Below are 16,532 nucleotides of genomic sequence, written 5' to 3' on the forward strand. Positions count from 1 at the left end.
GGCTGCGGCGGCTGAGCACGCCGCGGCCCACGAAACCGCCTATGGTACAGGTGTACTGCGGGCGGTCTTGTGGTCAAGGTGGCGCCCACTCCAGCCGGCGGCAGCGGCGCCGACCTGGTGTGGCTCGGATCGATCGACGGCGAGGCCTCCACCGGGATGCTGCCGCTGGCCACCGAAACCGTGGCCGCCGGGTTCCCCAGCCCCGCCGACGACTACATCGAGGCCACGATCGACCTGAACGCGGCCCTCATTCCCAGGCCCACCTCCACCTTTCTGATGCGGGTGGAGGGAGAGGCCATGCGCGACGCCGGCATTCACCACGGGGACCTGCTGGTGATCGACCGCAGCGTGGATGCCATGCCCGGGTGCCTGGTGGTGGCTGTTCACGAAGGCCGCTTCGTGCTGCGCCGCCTGGGCGGTCGCCCGCCGTCCTGGCTCCTGGTGGCGAGTGATCCGACCATCCCGCCCATCCCGGTGGCGGAGGGTGATCCCGACCTGCTGATCTGGGGCGTGGTGATCCACGCGGTGCACCACCTGCTGCCCCGGGCGCGCTGAAGCGGGGCAGACCCGGCCCGGATCACCAGAATCCCTGGGAGCGGAGCCACAGCCCCAGCAGGGCCATCGGCAGGAACACGGCGGCAGCGATCTGCAGCCTCACCACCAGGGAGGAGGACGGCTGGGGAGCGGGCATGGATGGCGACAGCAAACCCCCCCTGACGATGCCAGGGGGGTCAGGGGGTCAGGGGGACGGGCTGGCGGGGGGCTCAGCCGAGGCCGATCTGGGCGAGAATGCCCTGGCCGGTGAGGATTTCGGTGGCCAGGCCGATCACGAAGCCCATCATGGCGAGGCGGCCATTCCAGGTTTCAGCGAAAGCGACGAAGCCGAAGCGGTTGGTGGTGTCAGCCATGGGTGAGGTGGCGGTGGATGGGCACAGTGTAACGGGATATGAAGGTTTGTGGAGCATGGTGAAGGTGAGGGGATCCGCCCTCTGCCGCGGGCGGCCCCGGGGGGTGGCCGTGCCGTGGACCCCGGAGCGGGCACCGGCGTGATGGGAGCGCCAAACCTGCATGACCGGACGCCCCTGGTGATGGTTCACGGGCTCTGGGACACGCCCCGTCTGTTCGAGCCGCTCAGGCGCCGGCTGGCCGATCGGCGCCAGCCCCTGCTGATCCCCCATCTTCCGCATGGTCTGGGGCAGGTTCCGGTGGCAACCCTGGCGGAGCAGCTGGCCGTGCGGATCGAAGCCAGCTTCGGGCGGGATCAACCGATCGATCTGTTCGGGTTCTCCATGGGGGGGCTGATCGGCCGCGTCTGGATCCAGCGCATGGGGGGGCACCGCCGCACCCGCCGCTTCATCGGCGTGGGCAGTCCCCAGCAGGGATCCCTGGTGGCCCAGCCCTGGCCCCGCTGGATGCTGGCCGGCATCGCCGACATGAAGCTCGGCAGCCGACTGCTCCAGGAGCTCAACAGCGATCCCACACCGTTGCAGGACGTGGACTGCTGCAGCTTCTATTCGCCGGCCGACCTGATGGTGGTCCCGGGCTGGCGCGCCGTGCTGCCGCTGGGACGCCGGGAATGCCTGCCCGTCTGGACCCACCGGCAGCTGATCTGCTCGCCGATCGCCCTGGAGCGTCTGAGCGCCGAGCTGTTGAAAGGCTGAGCCCAGGCTGAGCCCGTGGACCCAATTCCGGCAAAACTCTGAAGGGAAGGACCCCGACTCCAGGACTGCTTCACAATGGCTTCATGCAAAAGCCAGTTTCCGAAGGCGGTTGCTTCCTGGGGCCGAGGCGTTCACGGGAAGACGGTTGCGCCGGACCAGAAGCCGGCATGGCGCCGACCATCGGCCTGCAGGACAGCACGGGCCAGAAGGAAAGCGACGGCCCTTCCGAACTGGGGCGCTATCGGGTCCGTCCACGGATCGAGCGTGAACAGACCGTGCCGCAGCAGGTGCTGGCCCCACGGTTCCTGAACCGCGACGACGCGGAGACCTTTGCCCGGCAGGTGGCGCTGGAGCGGCACCAGAGCGTGGTGGTCGAGAAGCTGGCACCCGGGGGGTGCTGGCTTCAGCTCAGCATGGTGGCCTCAGTCGCCTGAGGCTTCTGGACCGCGGTCCCGTCGCAGGCGGATCACTTCCGGCGCAAAGACGAAGGTGACCTCGTCGAGGCATTCCGCCTGGCCGTCCATGGCACTCACGCCACCGGCCACGAAGTCGATCAGACGCTGGGCCTCCCCACGCTCCATGGCCCCGGCGTTGACCAGCACGGTCTTGAGCTCCCGCACGGCCAGCACGATCGCCTGAGCCTCTTCGAAGCGCATGGGGTTGAACACCACCACTTCAGGCAGCCAGTCGCCGAACGGACTCTGCATGACCACTGCGTGTGACTCAACGCTAGTCGGGTGGGGAGGAGGATGCCCGACGGCGGTACGGCCATCGCAACACAGCAAAAGGGGCCCCGGGGGGCCCCATCTCGGAAAACACCCCCAGGGGATGGGGGCATCGTCCACCTCGACCCAGGCAAGCTACCGGGCTGGAGGGGGGAGCGTAGTGGTCCCCGTCTCCGGGACACAGTGGAAACGGGTCTCGGAGGCGCGCAGCTGGCGGAAATCCGGTCTGAGCGGATCCTCCAGACTCCACCACCAGCGGCCATCGCTGTAGCGCGGTGCGCCGGCCTGGTTGCTGCGGGGCAACTGGAGGTGCTCGCCGCGCCAGTCGATCACCACGTAGGCCCCCGGCAGCGTGCCGGCCAGGGTGTTGGGAATGCCGATGGCATCCACCGCGCCGTTCTCCATCCGCGCCACCAGCACGTCACCGTCGCAGCGGTAGCGGCTCTCCGCCGCGGCAGCCGACCAGGCCGGGGCGACGGCGGGGCCGGACACCAGAGCCAGGATGGCGATCAGCCAGCCCACAAGGACCGGCAGCAGTCCCGGCAGACGCCGGCGGGATGCTCCCGGGCCGCGGTCCTCGTGCCGTGGCATCAGCTCCGCCTCCCTTCCACGCCACCAGCCTGCAGCAGACCATCCGCCAGCCGTTCGCCGCTGCGCAGGGCTCCCTCGATGCGTCCGAAGCCGACCCCTGTGAGGTAGTCCCCACAGAAGCCGACGCGACTGCCGGAACAGAGCATCAGCTCCGAGGGCAGACCGGGGGGCACCGGGAAGGCGGCGCCCCAGCGCATCAACTGGGAGTCGGCGCTGCTGACCTCCACCCCGTCGATCCAGGGAGCCAGGCACTGCACCACGGCCTGGGAGAGGGCCTCGATCACGGTCTCCTCGCGCCCTTCATCGGGAGGGAGGGCCAGCATCCGCGCGGCGGCCGAGCGGGAACCGTAGACATCCAGGTGATCGGCGGCGAAGGAATCGCTCGAGTGGGCCACCACCACGCAGCGGCCATCGGGCAACGGTTGAATGCTGATCCGCCGCAGCCCCCAGCGCTGCTGGGCCGCGGCATCGAAGTTCACCAGCGCAAAGGGCAGGGAGCGCCAGGGGATGGCCCGCTCCGCATCGAACACCAGCAGCAGATTGCTGCGCGCCTCCCAGCGGATGCCGGCAATGGTGGTCAGGGCGTGGTCGAGCTGCAGGTCCCCCAGAGCGGCGGCGGCGCGCGCCATCGGGACCTCCGGCCAGTCGAAGAGCAGGCAGCTGCGGGGATGGGCCAGCAGCGTGCTGCCGAGCACGAGCCAGTCCGCCTCTGCGAGCAGGACCCCGTCCCGATCGAGCAGCCGCCAGGCGCCGGAGGGGCCGACCTCCAGATGGCGGATCAGGGTGCCGTAGTGGGCCTGGACGGACGGACCGGCCGCCTCCGCCAGGGTGAGCAGGCCCCGGCAGAGGTGGTCCATGCCGCCACGGCCGGCATAGAGGGCGCCGAGACCGAGGGCGTCGGGACGGCCGATGTGCAGCTTCGACTCCCCTTCCAGCAGGGCCATCAGTCCGGACCAAGGGGTGATCCACTCACCCGCCAGCAGCGGTGCGAGCAGCTCAGGCCCAGCCTCCGCCGTGATGTTGAGCAGCGGCGAGCCGTGATCGATGGCCAGGGCAGGATCCGAGCGGGAGCGGCGGGTGCTGGCCCTGCCGCCGGGCCCGCGGCCCGTCTCCCAGAGGCTGAGCGGGCCCCGGAAGCCGCGCCGGCGCAGCTGGGCGACCAGGGCGCAGCCACCGACACCAGCCCCGATCACGGCAACGGAAGCGGCGCGGGATCGGGGCATCGAAGAAGTTTCCCCCGGCTCCTTCCCCACAGGATGGCAGCCCCCCAGCCGCTGTAGCGTCGGGATCAACGACGGACCCTATGGCGCGGTTTCTGCTGGTTCTCAAACCTGAAGCGCAGATGGAATCGGCCGCGATCCTGGAGGCCCTCACCCCTGTGCTCGGCGGGTTGAACGCCGAGGTCGACCACCGCACCTCCGCCCATCTCGGCGCCATGGTGAAGCACGGTGGCGAGAGCCAGCGGATGCAGCTGTTCGCCGATGTGCAGTCGAAGGCGGACGGGAAGGTGCTGGAGCTGGTGCTGCTGAGTCGCGAAGCCATGGGACTGCGTGCCCCCCAGACCCACCAGACCTTCGAGAAGCTGGTGGAGCTGGTGGAGCGGCACCTGGGGGGGATGCGGTTGCAGTTCCGCTCGGACCGCGATGGCCCCCTTCCTGCCGGCGAGCGCTCCGGAGCCGGGCGGCCATAATGGATGTTGTTTGGCGCCGATGGCCTGCCCCAGATGCGGCTGTCGGATGCTCAGCAAATCAGCTGAGCCGGGCGGCGGACTGGTCTGCAGCCAATGCAGCCAGCCGATGGATGCCCTGCTGCGCAGGGAACGACCGCCATGGAGCTGGAAGGATCTCGGCAGTGTGGTGCTGATCGCGAGCTTCGCCGCCACCGCCGTGCTCCTCACCGTGATCGCCGACCTGGTGCTGCGGCAGGCCACCCCCCAAGGAGAAGCCGGCACCGAAGCGGAGGCGATCCGGATCGAGTCCAGAACCTCCCGGACCGGCTCCCGCGACGAATCCTGAGCGCATCTCGGCTTCGGCGAAGCCCCTGCGGGGAACACTCCTGCCCCCCTGCCGGGAACACTCCTGCCCAAGGAGGCGACGGTCCTGCGGCGGGGATCAGCCCGGAAGGATCACCCGATCGATCACGTGAACCACACCGTTGTCACAGACCACATCGGCGGTCACCACGGTGGCGTTCTTCACCTCAAAGGGCTCGCTGCGCCGAATCGGCACCGGGGCACCCTCCAGGCTGCTCCACTCCGGCTTGAGCACCAGATCGGAGCGGCGATGGCTTCCCGCCAGGACATGGAACTTGAGAATGCGCGCCAACTGGGGGGGGTTGTCCACCAGGGTCTGAACGGTGCCCGGGGGAAGCGCGTCAAAGGCGGCATCCACGGGCGCAAACACGGTGAAGGGCCCGGCGGATTCCAGGGCCGCGCGCAGCCCGGCGGCATCCACCGCGGCGAGCAGGGTCTGGAAACAGCCCGCTGCGGCGGCGGTCTCGAGGATCGTGGCCATGACAGGGAACGGCAGGGTGGGACAGAGCGAGCCGACGGGGGCCCTCAGCGGTAGTCCTGGGTCTGGATCTGCGGCAGCCGGGCCTCCGGCCGCAGGAAGCGGTCCATCTGGGCCTCGAAGAAGCGCCGGTTCGCCATCAGGTGCTCCGGATCGGTGTCGTCGAGCGGATAGAGCAGGGCGCAGCGCAGGGCCTGGATCACCGCCGAGGTCACGTTGTACATCGAGCGCTGGAAGGTGATGCCCAGCTGGATCAGCTGATCGGCCTCGCCGCGTCTGTGCTGCCTGTACATGTCCTGCAGATAGGGGGGCAGGAAATGGAGCATGTCCTGCATCAGCAGGGTCGGCGGGATGCCGGCGGAGCCCACCGGGAACACATCGGCGTAGAGAATCCCGTAGTGGAAGTCGGCCTGATCGCCCGGCACCTGGTAGGCCTGGGCGTTGTAGCTCTTGGTGCCGCGGAACGGTGCCGTGCGGTAGAACACGGCCTCCACGTACGGCAGCGCCGCTTCGTAGAGCCAGGTGAAACCCTCGCTCTTGGGGATGATCTCGAAGCACTCCCCTCTGATGTACACGTGGTGGTAGATCGGCCGCCCCGCCACGGCGAAGATGCCGTTCACCAGGAAGTTCATGGCATCGGGGACGCCCTTGAAACCGCCCTCGTCGTAAATGTCGCTCATCTCGAAGAAGACGGGCGCCATCACCTCCCAGAACAAGCCCAGGTTGGCGTAGTAGCTCATCTTCTTGACCTGCTCCATGAACATCTCGGGGAACAGGCGATACAGCCCCAGCATCAGCGGGTTGCCGCGGAAGTAGGCCTTGATGGCCCGATCCGCATTGGCCCGGTAGGTGTCGCTGTCGAGATAGTCGTAGAAGCGCCCGCCCATGCCCTGGTGCCAGAGCATGGCCTCCATGCACGCTTCGGCGAACTCCATGTTGATCCGGTCGTGCCAGAGGTGATGGAGCAGCTTCGGCATCTTGCCGGTCTCCCCCTTGGCCATGAACTCCAGAAGTTCAGGGTGGGCCTTTTCGCCACCGCGCCAGATGCGCAGCTTCGACTGATCCCCCTGATAAGAGTTGGGCCTGTCCAGATACTCCTGGCTGATGAAGTACTTGAACGCCGGCAGCGGGTCCAGGAACACCTGCTCGGCGATGTAGAGCAGGTCGCGCCAGTAGAAGTCCATCGGCACGGCATAGGCCTTGTAGATGCCGATGATCTGCATCAGGTTCTCCGGGGTGTCCGGCAGCATCGAGCCGCCGGCCTCGAGCCGGTGGATCACATCGGCATAGCGATGGGTGGAGGGGGGGATGAGGGGCTGGGTGACGGTCTCGGGGGCCGTGGCGGTGGGGGGGGTCATGACGACAGCAGGGGCGATGCGGTCAGAGTTGTGGCGGAGGCGATCGCGACGGGTGACCTCTGGGCAGCGGCGAACGCGACGGCTGCCGGATCCACCAGGAATGGCTGGGCCCGCAGGGCCAGGCCGGCCGATTCGGCCTCGCTCCAGCCGGTGAGGGAGCCGGGCCAGAGGCCTGCCGCGATCACCAGCAGGGTGAGGGCCATGGCGGGGGCCCGCTCGCCCCAGCGGGTGTGGGCCCAGTCGGCACGCTCGTTGTCGAGCCGGCCGAAGCCCACCCGGTTGAACAGGCGGATGGCGTACACCGCGGTGATGCCTGAGGCGATCAGGCTCACGAGGGTCGCCCGGGGGAAGGCGGTCCAGCTGCCCTCGAAGACCATCAGCTCGGCAGGGAAGCCGGCCAGGCCGGGAATGCCCGCTGCCGCCATCAGCGCCAGCAGCAGCATGCCCATGGTGAACGGCAGTCCCCGGAGCGGATTCATCAGGCCCGAGAGCTCCGGAATCTGGCTGGTGCCGGTCTTGCGCTCGATCAGCCCCACACAGGCGAACAGCAGCGCGGCGATCATCCCGTGGGCCAGCATCTGGGCAATCGCCCCCTGCAGGCTGAGGGGCGTGGCGGCCGAGAGCGCCAACACCAGCAGACCCATGTGCCCCAGTGAGCTGAACGCCATCAGGCGGCGGATGTCGCTCTGGGCGAGGGCGTTGAGGGCGCCGTAGACCGTGGTGATCGCACCGACGGCCGCGATCCAGGGGGACCAGGCGGCCCAGGCGTCGGGCAGGAAACCGACACCGAAGCGCAGCAGCCCGTAGGCCCCCAGCTTGGAAACCGAACCGGCCAGGAGCATCACCACGGGGATGGACGCCTGGCCGTAGGTGAACGGCTGCCAGCCGTGCAGGGGAACCACCGGAAGCTTCAGGCCGAAGGCGAGCAGCAGCAGCGCCAGGATCCAGCGCTGGGCCGCAGGGGGGAGCTGGGCATTGCGGAGCTCGTCGAACCCGAACGACGGCCCGGCCGGGTTGAACCAGGCGAAGGCGAAAACGGCGATCAGCAGGGCCAGGCCGGACACGGCGCTGTAGAGCAGGAACCGCACCGCGGCCCCGGCCCGGCGCTCACCGCCCCAGATCGCCACCAGCAGGGTGATCGGGATCAGCACCAGTTCGAAGGCCAGCAGGAACAGCAGGGCGTTGCGCGCCAGGAAGGCACCCACCACGCCGAGGTTGGTGGCCAGCATCAGGGCGAAGAAGAGGCGTGGGCGACCCTGGTCGGCCGGGGCCGACAGGACGGCGAGTGTGGTGAGCAGGGCGCTCAGCAGCACCAGGGGCAGGGAGAGCCCATCGAGGCCGAGGCCCAGGGTGAGCCCGATCTTCGGCAGCCAGGGGAGCTGCAGGTCGGCTGGGGGGTGACGCCAGCAGACCAGAGCCAGGAGCAGCTGCAGGGCAGGTGGCAGGGCGGCGAGCGTGCGCACGCGGCAGGAGGCGAGGCCAGCCGGCAGGAGGGGGAGCAGCAGGGTGCCGGCCAGGGGGAGGGCCAGCAGCAGCAGTAGCGGAGTGGGTCCCATCAGCTGAAAGGGCGGACGAGTTCAGGGGCGGCGGCGGGTGTGGCGAGCAGCCAGATGGCCATCAACACCACCCCCAGCACGAGGGTGAGGGCATAGAGCTGGGAGCGGCCCGAGGTGGTGAGGCTGAGGCGACGGGCCCCGGCCATGGCCGCGCTGCCTGAGGCGCCGCTGAAGCCGTCGATCAGCCGGTCATCCGACCAGGCGCTCAGACGGGCCAGGGAGACCACAAGCCAGACCACGGTGCGGTGGTAGAAGCGCTCCGTCTGCATGTCGTGGGCCAGCCAGTCCTGCAGACCTCCGAGGGCGGCCGGCAGGTGGGCCAGGGGGTGGGGGCGCAGGTAGAAGACGGCCGAGAGACCGCCTCCCACCAGGGTGGAGAGCAGCAGCGGCAGCGCCTGCGGTCCCCATCCCGGCAGCGGCGAGAGCGAGAACACGCCGTTGATCACCAGCAGCTGGGGCAGATGCAGCATCAGACCCATCAGCACGAACGTGGGCAGGGCCATCAGCCACAACACCTCCGGGGAGCGCGTCGTGAACACCGACGGACGGCCTGCCCAGATCAGGCCGAACACCCGGATCAGCCCGGCACTGATCAGGGCATTGGTGATCAGCACCACGCCGCCCAGCACCGCCGGACTGGAACTGGCCGCCGTGAGCTCCAGGAGCTCCCGCAGGGCGGCGAAACCGCCGAACGGGGGCAGGGCCATCAGACCGGCCGCGCCGGTGAGGAAGGCCAGGCCCATCAGGGGGCGCTTGCTCCAGAGACCACCCAGCTGGGTGAGGTCCTGGGTGATGTTGGTCAGCACGATCGCGCCGACCGCCATCAGCATCAGGGCCATCGCCAGGGGGTACACGAGCATCAGGTGATCGGCCACGTCGATCCCCCCCAGGCCCACCGCCACGAACAGCAGGCCCAGCCAGCTGCTCACGAGGAACGAGAGGGCCCGCTTGACGTCGATCTGGGCCAAGGCGATCAGGGAACCCACCAGGGCGCTGGTGCCGCCCACGATCACCAGCACGGTCTGCACCAGGGGGCTGAGCTCGATCAGGGGCTCGAGCCGCAGCAGCACCCAGGCACCGCCCACCACCACCACGGAGTTGCGCAGCACGGTGGAGGGCAGCGGACTCTCCATGGCCTCATCGAGCCAGAGGTGAAGGGGGATCTGGGCGCACTTCCCCATCGGGCCGGCGATCAGGGCCAGCAGGATCAGGGTGATCGCCGGCGGCAGGGTGTTGTGGTTGTTGATCTGATCGGCAGCCCAGCCCTGCAGGCCGTGGAAATTCCAGGTGCCGGTGAGCGGCAGCAGGGCGATCACCCCGGCCAGGAGGATGAGGTCGCCGATGCGCTTGGTGAGGAAGGCGTCGCGGGCGCCCTTCACCACCAGGGGCTGGTTGTACCAGGTGCCCACAATCAGGTAGGTGCCGAAGGTGAGCAGCTCGAGAATCACGTAGCTGAAGAACAGCGAATCGGTGAGCACCAGGGCGCACAGGCCCGCCTCGAAGAAGCTCAGCGAACCGAAGAACCGCGGCCATCCCCAGTCCATCTCCAGGTAGGCGATCGAATAGAGCTGCACCAGCACGTGCAGGCCGGTGATCACGGTCATCGCCACCAGGGCCGGTTCGGTGATCAGGCCGTCGAAACCGATCCGTAGCCCGGCGGTGTCCAGCCAGGTCCAGCCGAAGGTGATCGGCCGGTAGAGGGCCTCGGCCCCGGCACGGGCGTTGGTGTGGAGGGCGGTGAGGGCCACGACGCTGTGCACGAAGGCCGCGCTCACCATCAGCAGGTTGAGGTAGCCGCAGGGGCGCGGCCCGGTGCGGGAAATGAGGCCCGGCGACCAGGCCAGCGACAGCAGGGCCGCCAGAAGGGGATAGAGCGGAACCAGCCAGGCCGTCTCCAGCAGCGCGACGGTCATGGAGTCAAAGGATTCCAGGTGGGGCGTGAAACCTAAGCGGCAGTGGGCTCTTTTGAGCGCCGCAGGAAAACAAAAGTCCTATGCCTGCCAGAAGCGTTCGTTATCGCTGCCGAGTCGCCCGGATGACCAGGGCAACCACCCCCACCACGAGGGCCACGATGAGGCCGATTTCAACGGTCTGGGCCAGGGGCCCAAGCCAGCGGGCGACCTGGGCGTAACCCTGGCCCATGGCGCGGCCGGCCAGGGTGAGGGCCACCGTCCAGATCAGGCTGCCGGCGGTCGTCCAGGCCAGGAAGGCCAGCTGGGGCATGCGTTCCAGACCGGCAGGCACGGAAATCAGCGTGCGCACGCCCGGCACCATCCGGCCCCAGAACACCAGGGCCGACCCGTGGGCGGCGAACCAGCGGCGGCTGCGGGCGAGATCCTCGGAGACCAGGCCAAGCCGCGACCCGTGGCGGGCCAGCCAGCGCTCGATCCGCTCTTCGGGCACCAGCCGACCGATGCCGTACCAGAAACAGGCGCCGAGCACCGTGCCGGCCAGGGCCGCCAGCACGGTGGGCAGCAGGGCCAGCTGGCCCCGCGAGACGAGGTAGCCCGCCAGGGGCAGCACCACCTCCGATGGGATCGGCGGAATCACGTTCTCCAGCAGCATCACCAGGGCGATGACGCCGTAGCCGAGCAGGGGATTGGCCTCCACGGCACCGCTGATCAGGCCGGTCAGATCCGTGGGCAAGGCTGCCGGCACAGGCAAGATCCCTTGGGAGCAAAGGGTTTAGGTTAAGAACCCCTGGCCCGGCCGCTGCGGCGATGCCGCCTCCTGACATCCCGCAGACCCTCCAGCCCATGCGGCTGCAGCCCGCCACCTCCGCGTGGAACGCCTTCCAGCGCTGGCGTCACCACCTCACCGTGCCGCAGTTCACGGTCGTCACCGGGGCACTGGTGATCGCGGCCGGCACGGTGGTGCTCTCCAGTCCCCTCTGCTCCACCGAGGACGTGGGCCTCTGGGAAGCGCTGTTCACGGTGACCTCGGCGATCACGGTGACGGGGCTGTCGGTGATCGACATCAGCCGCGATCTCACCCCCTTCGGCCAGGTGACCCTGGCCGGCCTGATCATCACCGGCGGCCTGGGGCTGATGGCCATCACCACCTTTCTGCAGGGCTTCGTGCAGGGCCATGGCGGACTGCGCAACCGCCTGGACAAGGGGCAGTGCCTCGATCAGTTCGGCGTGGGGGGAATCGGCCCCACCTTCAACAGCATCCTGCTGACCGGCAGCTGCGTGATGGGGCTCGGCACGGTGGTCCTCTACAGCTTCGGGTTCACCGACATCGCCAACCCCCTGGAGCGCTTCTGGGCCTCCCTGTTCCACGCGATCAGCGCCTACAACAATGCGGGCTTCGGGCTCTGGAGTGACAGCCTCGAGCGCTACCGCGACAGTGCGGTGGTGAATGGGGTGATCGCCACGATGATCGTGATCGGGGGCATCGGCTGGCGGGTGATCAACGATCTGTGGGCCAACCGTCAGCGGCTGCGGGGCCTGAAGCGCCTGAGCCTCCACTCTCGCCTGGTGCTGCGCTCCACCCTGCTGCTGGTGGTGTTCGGGGCGCTCGGTCTCCTCTTCACGGAACACTTCGCCACCGGCGGGGTGATGGAACCCCTGAGCTGGGCACAGCGAATCCAGGTGACCCTGTTCCAGTCGATCACCTCCCGCACGGCCGGCTTCAACAGCGTGCCCATCTCGGCCGCCACCTTTTCCGATGCCGGGCTGCTGCTGGTGATCGTGCTGATGTTCATCGGCGCCAGCCCCGGGGGGACCGGCGGCGGGATCAAGACGACCACCTTCGCCACCCTGATGGCCGCGACGCGCTCCACCCTGCAGGGGCGCCAGGAGGTGGTGATCCATCGCCGTCAGATTCCCGACAGCGTGGTGCTGCGCGCCATCGGGGTCACCATCGCCTCGCTGATCTTCGTGCTGCTGATGGCGCTGCTGCTCGGGCTGGGTCCCACGGCCGCGGGGGTGCCCAACGGCACGAGCTTCAGCTTTCTGGAGAAGCTCTTCACCTGCATGTCGGCCTTTGCCACCGTCGGGCTCGATGTGGGGGTCACCGCCGAGCTGAACCGCTGGGGTCAGCTGGTGCTGATGGTGGGCATGTTCGTGGGCAGACTTGGGATCCTGCTTCTGCTCACGGCGTTGTATGGCAGCCGTCGCCACTCCCGGGTGGGCTATCCCCGCGAGGAGCTGTTCATCTAGATGGCTCCTGGATGTGGCCCCTGTCGCTTGCTCCTGAATCGCTCGCCCCTGCTCCAAGATCGGTCGGGTCAGGCCCGCCCCCCTCAACCCGGTCGCGTCACGTCCGGCCGCCTCAACCCCCTGCCCATCCGCTTCGCCGTGATGGCCCATGCTTGGACCCACCCCCCTGAACCATGAGCAACTGGTGGCACTGGAATCCCGCTGAGAGCCGCGTCAAGGGCAGCTTCGCGGTGATCGGCGTCGGGCGTTTCGGCTCGGCGGTCTGCATCGAGCTGAGCAGGGCCGGGGCCGATGTGCTGGCGATCGACAATTCCCAGCGGGCGATCGACGAGCTGAACAAGATCGATCCTTCGATCACGGCGCGGGTGCTGGAGAGCACCGATGAGGAGGCCCTGCGGGCGGCCGGGGTGCTCGATGTGACCACCGTGGTGGTGGCGATGAGCGAACCGATCGAGGTGAGCATCACCGCCACCCTGATCGCCAAGGACAGCGAAGGCAGCCGGGTGCAGCAGGTGATCGCGCGGGCCACCAACGACCTTCACATGAAGATGCTGCAGCGGGTGGGGGCGGACCGGGTGATCTTCCCCTCCAAGATGCAGGGACAGCGGCTGGGGCTGGAGCTGGTGCGGCCCAACCTGCTCGACCGGCTGCGGCTCGACGACCGCAACAGCATCGAGGAGATCCGGGTGCCGGGCCCCTTCATCGGCCATTCCCTGCGGGATCTCAACCTCCGCAAGAACTACAACGTGAGCGTGCTGGCCGCCGGTCCGGACAACCAGCTCACGGTGAATCCGCCGGCCTCCCATGTGCTGCAGAAGGGCGAGCTGCTGGTGGTGATGGGGGCCACCGACGACCTGGCGGAGCTGCCGGGCAGCTAGGCCGGCCGCCCCGGGACTCGCCGAGTCGTAAGCCCGATCGACAAACCGTAGATTGGCCGCGCCTGCGGCCCCGGCCCCGATGCCTCTGATGCCGTCCCTGCTCACGCCGGGGGCCCTGATCACCCTGGCGGTGCTGGCCCTCTCGGTGGTGCTGTTCATCAGCGGCTGGCTGGCTCCCGAGGTCACCGGCCTGCTGGCCGTGGGGCTGCTGATGGCCACCGGGGTGCTCAAACCCGCCGAGGCTCTCGAGGGGTTCGGCAGTCCGGCCCTGCTGACCCTGATCGGCCTGTTCGCCCTGGCGGCAGGGCTGTTCCGGTCCGGAGGACTGGACCGGCTGCGCGGCCTGATCGGCTCGGATGCCGTGCGCAGTCCCCGCCGGATGATCCTGCTGCTCTCGGCCGTGGTGGCGCCGGTCTCCGCCTTCGTGCCGAACACGCCGATCGTGGCCTCCCTGCTCCCGGTGGTCGAGGGCTGGTGTCACCGGCGCCGGATCTCCCCCTCCAAGGTGCTGCTGCCCCTCTCCTTCGCCACGGTGCTGGGGGGCACCCTGACCCTGCTGGGCAGTTCGGTGAACCTGCTGGCCAGCGAAGTGAGCAACAAGCTGGGCTACGGCGCCTTCGGCCTGTTCAGCTTCACCGGCATCGGCCTGGGGGTGTGGCTCGGCGGCAGCCTCGGGATGGTGCTGCTGGCCGATCGCTTCCTGCCGGATCGCGGCAGCAATGACGACGACCTGGTGGGCAGCTTCTCGAGGAGCGGCTACCTCACCGAGGTCCAGATTCCACGCGGCTCCGAACTGGTGGGCCAGTCGCTGCACGGCAGCCGGCTGCAGCGGCGCTTTGATGTGGACGTGCTGGAGCTGCACCGCGGCCAGGAGCGGTTCCTGCCGCCGCTGGCCGACCGGCGCCTGATGCTGGGAGACCGGCTGGTGCTGCGCTGCACCCGCGACGATCTGCTGCGGCTGCAGCAGGAACACACCGTGGTGCTGGCCCCCACCCCCGAGGAGGAGCCCGCCCTGGACCCCGCAGACCCCCAGAACGGCCAGCGGATGGTGGAGGTGCTCCTGCCGGCCGGCTCGACCCTGACGGGCGACTGTCTGCGGGATCTGCGCTTCCGCCAGCGGTACAACGCCACGGTGCTGGCCCTGCGGCGCGGCAACGCCGTGCTGCGGGAACGGCTGGGTCAGGCCGTGCTGCGAGAGGGGGACGTGCTGCTGCTGCAGGGCCCGAAGGATGCCATCCGCGGCCTGCAGGCCAACAACGACCTGGTGGTGCTCGAACAGCTGGAGGATGACCTGCCGACGGTGAGCCGCAAGCGGGTGGCAATCGCGATCGCCGTGCTGGCGATCCTGCTGCCGGGCCTGAAGCTGCTGCCCCTCGTGGCGGCCGTGCTGCTGGGCACGGTGGCGATGGTGGCCACGGGCTGCCTGCGGCCCGGCGAGCTGCAGCGTGCCATCCGTCTGGATGTGATCCTGCTGCTGGGCTCCCTGGCCAGCTTCAGCGTGGCGCTGGAGAAGACCGGCCTGGCGGAGATTCTGGCGGCCTCCCTGCTCGGCTCCCTGCGGAACTGGCCCCTGTACTGGGCCCTGGTGGCGGTGTTCCTGTTCACCACCCTGCTCACGGAGGTGATGAGCAACGCCGCCACGGTGGCCATGCTCATCCCGGTGGCCGCCAAGCTCGCCGTCGGCCTGGGCATCCCGCCCATGGCCGGCATCTTCACGGTGCTGTTCGGGGCCAGCCAGAGCTTCCTCAGCCCGGTTGGTTACCAGACGAACCTGATGGTGTTCGGACCCGGGCGCTACAGGTTTCTCGATGTGGCCCGCTATGGCTTTCCCCTCACCCTGATGATGAGCCTGCTGGTGCCCTGGCTGGTGCTGCTGCAGTTCGGCCTGTGACTGGTGGGCCTCGATCCACGCAGCCCCGCGTCTCAGACCCGCGCTTCAGACCCGGCGCTGCGGCAGCCAGCGCAGGGTCTGCCAGACGAGGAACACCAGCACGACGGGCACCACGGCGACCAGGGAGACCAGCCGGAATTCATCACTCAGCGGACTGGTGATGCTGCTGAGCACCTGCTCGGCCAGGTAGAGGCCGTAGAGGAGCACGAGAATCCCACCCTCGAGCCGGGTGATCACCCCCCGGGTCCAGAAGATCGGCAGACAGGCCAGGGTCGTGGCCACCATGATCGGCAGATCGCGGCTCACCATCACGGGGTCCACCGCCAGGCCCCGTCCCCCCGAGAGCAGGGCGCAGGACCCCAGGATCAGGAACTGGTTGAGCAGATTGCTCCCCACCACGTTGCCGATCGCCAGATCGGCCTTGCCGCGGTAGGCGGCCACCACGGAGGTGACCAGCTCGGGCATGGAGGTGCCCGCCGAGACGATCGTCAGACCGATCACCGTCTGGCTGACGCCGAGCGCCACGGCCGCGTCGACCGCCCCCTTGACGAGCAACTGCGATCCCAGCACCAGCAGCACCAGTCCGCCACCGAGACGGAGCGATGCCCCCAGGGGACTGCCCGACTCACTGGCGTCGAACTCACCGACCTCCTCGGGGTTTTCGCCTGCCGTGCGGGCTTCCCACACCAGATTGATCACCAGGCCCACCAGCAGCGCCAGACCCGCCTGCCAGGAGAGGCGGTTGCCCGAGGCCATCCCCCACACCGACATCGACAGGGCCAGGAGCAAGGGCACATCGCGGCGCACCAGCCGGCTCTTCACCCGCAGCGGCACCACCACGGCACTGAGGCCCAGCACCACCAGCACATTGAAGATGTTGCTGCCGACGACATTGCTCACGGCAATGGCATCGTCCCCTCGCAGGGTGGAGATGATGCTCACGAAGAGTTCAGGGGCGCTGGTGCCCAGCGAGACCACGGTCAGGCCGATCACGATCTGGGGGATGCCCAGCAACAGGGCCAGGGCCGTGGCACCGGCCACAAAGAATTCGCCGCCGCCGAACAGCAGCAGAATGCCCACCACGATCAGCAGCAAGCTCGGCAGGAGGGCCATGGGGGCTCTGGGGAGCGAAAGGCGTTGCGCCAGATTCTGCAGGCCAGGAGGCCCCGGAACGGTGCTGAGCAAACCAAGGCCAGCGT

Annotated in this window: 18 protein-coding genes; 8 read left to right on the forward strand and 10 right to left on the reverse strand. The window is 68.8% G+C overall.

The features are described from left to right. The first annotated feature begins 78 nt into the window (after positions 1–78). Positions 79–555, forward strand: coding sequence for a LexA family protein (locus tag ACLD7X_RS06770; RefSeq protein WP_412007089.1), 477 nt, complete (start codon positions 79–81; stop codon positions 553–555). Positions 556–764: 209 nt separating this feature from the next. Here the strand turns inward: ACLD7X_RS06770 and ACLD7X_RS06775 are convergent, their stop codons facing one another. Next, entirely contained in the window at positions 765–908 is a 144-nt protein-coding gene (locus tag ACLD7X_RS06775; protein WP_411422772.1) for a chlorophyll a/b-binding protein, read from the reverse strand. A gap of 141 nt (positions 909–1,049) precedes the next feature. Between ACLD7X_RS06775 and ACLD7X_RS06780 the strand changes: the two genes are divergently transcribed. Further along, a complete protein-coding gene (locus ACLD7X_RS06780) occupies positions 1,050–1,661 on the forward strand; it encodes an esterase/lipase family protein (protein ID WP_425625110.1) in 612 nt (203 codons plus the stop codon). 167 nt (positions 1,662–1,828) lie between these two features. Then, complete coding sequence (locus ACLD7X_RS06785; protein WP_411422774.1) at positions 1,829–2,095, forward strand: hypothetical protein; 267 nt, start codon at positions 1,829–1,831, stop codon at positions 2,093–2,095. Here the strand turns inward: ACLD7X_RS06785 and sepF are convergent. The 3 genes from sepF to ACLD7X_RS06800 all read right to left on the reverse strand — a co-directional run bounded on the left by sepF (position 2,084) and on the right by ACLD7X_RS06800 (position 4,200). After that, positions 2,084–2,368 (reverse strand): cell division protein SepF, encoded by a 285-nt coding sequence (sepF, locus tag ACLD7X_RS06790; RefSeq protein ID WP_411422775.1) that lies wholly within the window; start codon positions 2,366–2,368, stop codon positions 2,084–2,086. The two genes, ACLD7X_RS06785 and sepF, sit on opposite strands and share 12 nt — an antisense overlap. A gap of 153 nt (positions 2,369–2,521) precedes the next feature. Continuing rightward, entirely contained in the window at positions 2,522–2,977 is a 456-nt protein-coding gene (locus ACLD7X_RS06795; RefSeq protein ID WP_411422776.1) for a hypothetical protein, read from the reverse strand. After that, positions 2,977–4,200, reverse strand: coding sequence for an NAD(P)-binding protein (locus ACLD7X_RS06800; protein WP_411422777.1), 1,224 nt, complete (start codon positions 4,198–4,200; stop codon positions 2,977–2,979). Before ACLD7X_RS06800 ends, ACLD7X_RS06795 begins: the two co-directional genes overlap by 1 nt. Positions 4,201–4,319: 119 nt before the next feature. On the opposite strand from ACLD7X_RS06800, the gene ACLD7X_RS06805 reads away from it, so the two are divergent. Next, complete coding sequence (locus ACLD7X_RS06805) at positions 4,320–4,667, forward strand: hypothetical protein (protein ID WP_412007091.1); 348 nt, start codon at positions 4,320–4,322, stop codon at positions 4,665–4,667. 46 nt (positions 4,668–4,713) lie between these two features. After that, positions 4,714–4,992, forward strand: a complete 279-nt coding sequence (locus tag ACLD7X_RS06810; RefSeq protein ID WP_411422779.1) for a hypothetical protein — start codon at positions 4,714–4,716, stop codon at positions 4,990–4,992. A gap of 96 nt (positions 4,993–5,088) precedes the next feature. Here the strand turns inward: ACLD7X_RS06810 and ACLD7X_RS06815 are convergent, their stop codons facing one another. The 5 genes from ACLD7X_RS06815 to ACLD7X_RS06835 form a co-directional block, all read right to left on the reverse strand. Then, positions 5,089–5,490 (reverse strand): fasciclin domain-containing protein, encoded by a 402-nt coding sequence (locus tag ACLD7X_RS06815; RefSeq protein ID WP_411422780.1) that lies wholly within the window; start codon positions 5,488–5,490, stop codon positions 5,089–5,091. 44 nt (positions 5,491–5,534) lie between these two features. Beyond that, positions 5,535–6,845, reverse strand: a complete 1,311-nt coding sequence (locus ACLD7X_RS06820) for a CO2 hydration protein (RefSeq protein WP_411422781.1) — start codon at positions 6,843–6,845, stop codon at positions 5,535–5,537. Next, on the reverse strand, positions 6,842–8,401 hold the full coding sequence (locus ACLD7X_RS06825) for an NADH-quinone oxidoreductase subunit M (RefSeq protein ID WP_411422782.1): 1,560 nt from the start codon (positions 8,399–8,401) through the stop codon (positions 6,842–6,844). The genes ACLD7X_RS06820 and ACLD7X_RS06825 overlap by 4 nt, the downstream gene beginning before the upstream one ends. Beyond that, the gene (locus ACLD7X_RS06830) at positions 8,401–10,314 is read right to left on the reverse strand and encodes an NAD(P)H-quinone oxidoreductase subunit F (RefSeq protein WP_411422783.1); all 1,914 of its coding nucleotides are present in this window, start codon (positions 10,312–10,314) and stop codon (positions 8,401–8,403) included. Before ACLD7X_RS06830 ends, ACLD7X_RS06825 begins: the two co-directional genes overlap by 1 nt. Before the next feature lie 100 nt (positions 10,315–10,414). Further along, on the reverse strand, positions 10,415–11,047 hold the full coding sequence (locus ACLD7X_RS06835) for a DedA family protein (protein ID WP_412007092.1): 633 nt from the start codon (positions 11,045–11,047) through the stop codon (positions 10,415–10,417). Positions 11,048–11,121: 74 nt separating this feature from the next. Between ACLD7X_RS06835 and ACLD7X_RS06840 the strand changes: the two genes are divergently transcribed. The 3 genes from ACLD7X_RS06840 (at position 11,122) to ACLD7X_RS06850 (ending at position 15,333) form a co-directional block, all read left to right on the forward strand. After that, entirely contained in the window at positions 11,122–12,564 is a 1,443-nt protein-coding gene (locus ACLD7X_RS06840; protein ID WP_411422785.1) for a potassium transporter TrkG, read from the forward strand. Between the two features lie 173 nt (positions 12,565–12,737). Next, positions 12,738–13,442 carry a potassium channel family protein gene (locus tag ACLD7X_RS06845; RefSeq protein ID WP_411422786.1) on the forward strand — a complete coding sequence of 235 codons (705 nt, stop codon included), beginning with the start codon at positions 12,738–12,740 and terminating at the stop codon, positions 13,440–13,442. Positions 13,443–13,530: 88 nt separating this feature from the next. Next, positions 13,531–15,333 (forward strand): SLC13 family permease, encoded by a 1,803-nt coding sequence (locus ACLD7X_RS06850; RefSeq protein WP_411422787.1) that lies wholly within the window; start codon positions 13,531–13,533, stop codon positions 15,331–15,333. Between the two features lie 45 nt (positions 15,334–15,378). Here ACLD7X_RS06850 and ACLD7X_RS06855 read toward each other — a convergent pair whose 3' ends face one another. Then, the gene (locus tag ACLD7X_RS06855) at positions 15,379–16,446 is read right to left on the reverse strand and encodes a calcium/sodium antiporter (protein ID WP_411422788.1); all 1,068 of its coding nucleotides are present in this window, start codon (positions 16,444–16,446) and stop codon (positions 15,379–15,381) included. Positions 16,447–16,532: the final 86 nt, after the last annotated feature.

Origin of the sequence: Aphanothece microscopica RSMan92 (genome assembly GCF_046613545.2) — a bacterium.
Classification (GTDB): Bacteria; Cyanobacteriota; Cyanobacteriia; order PCC-6307; family Cyanobiaceae; genus NIES-981.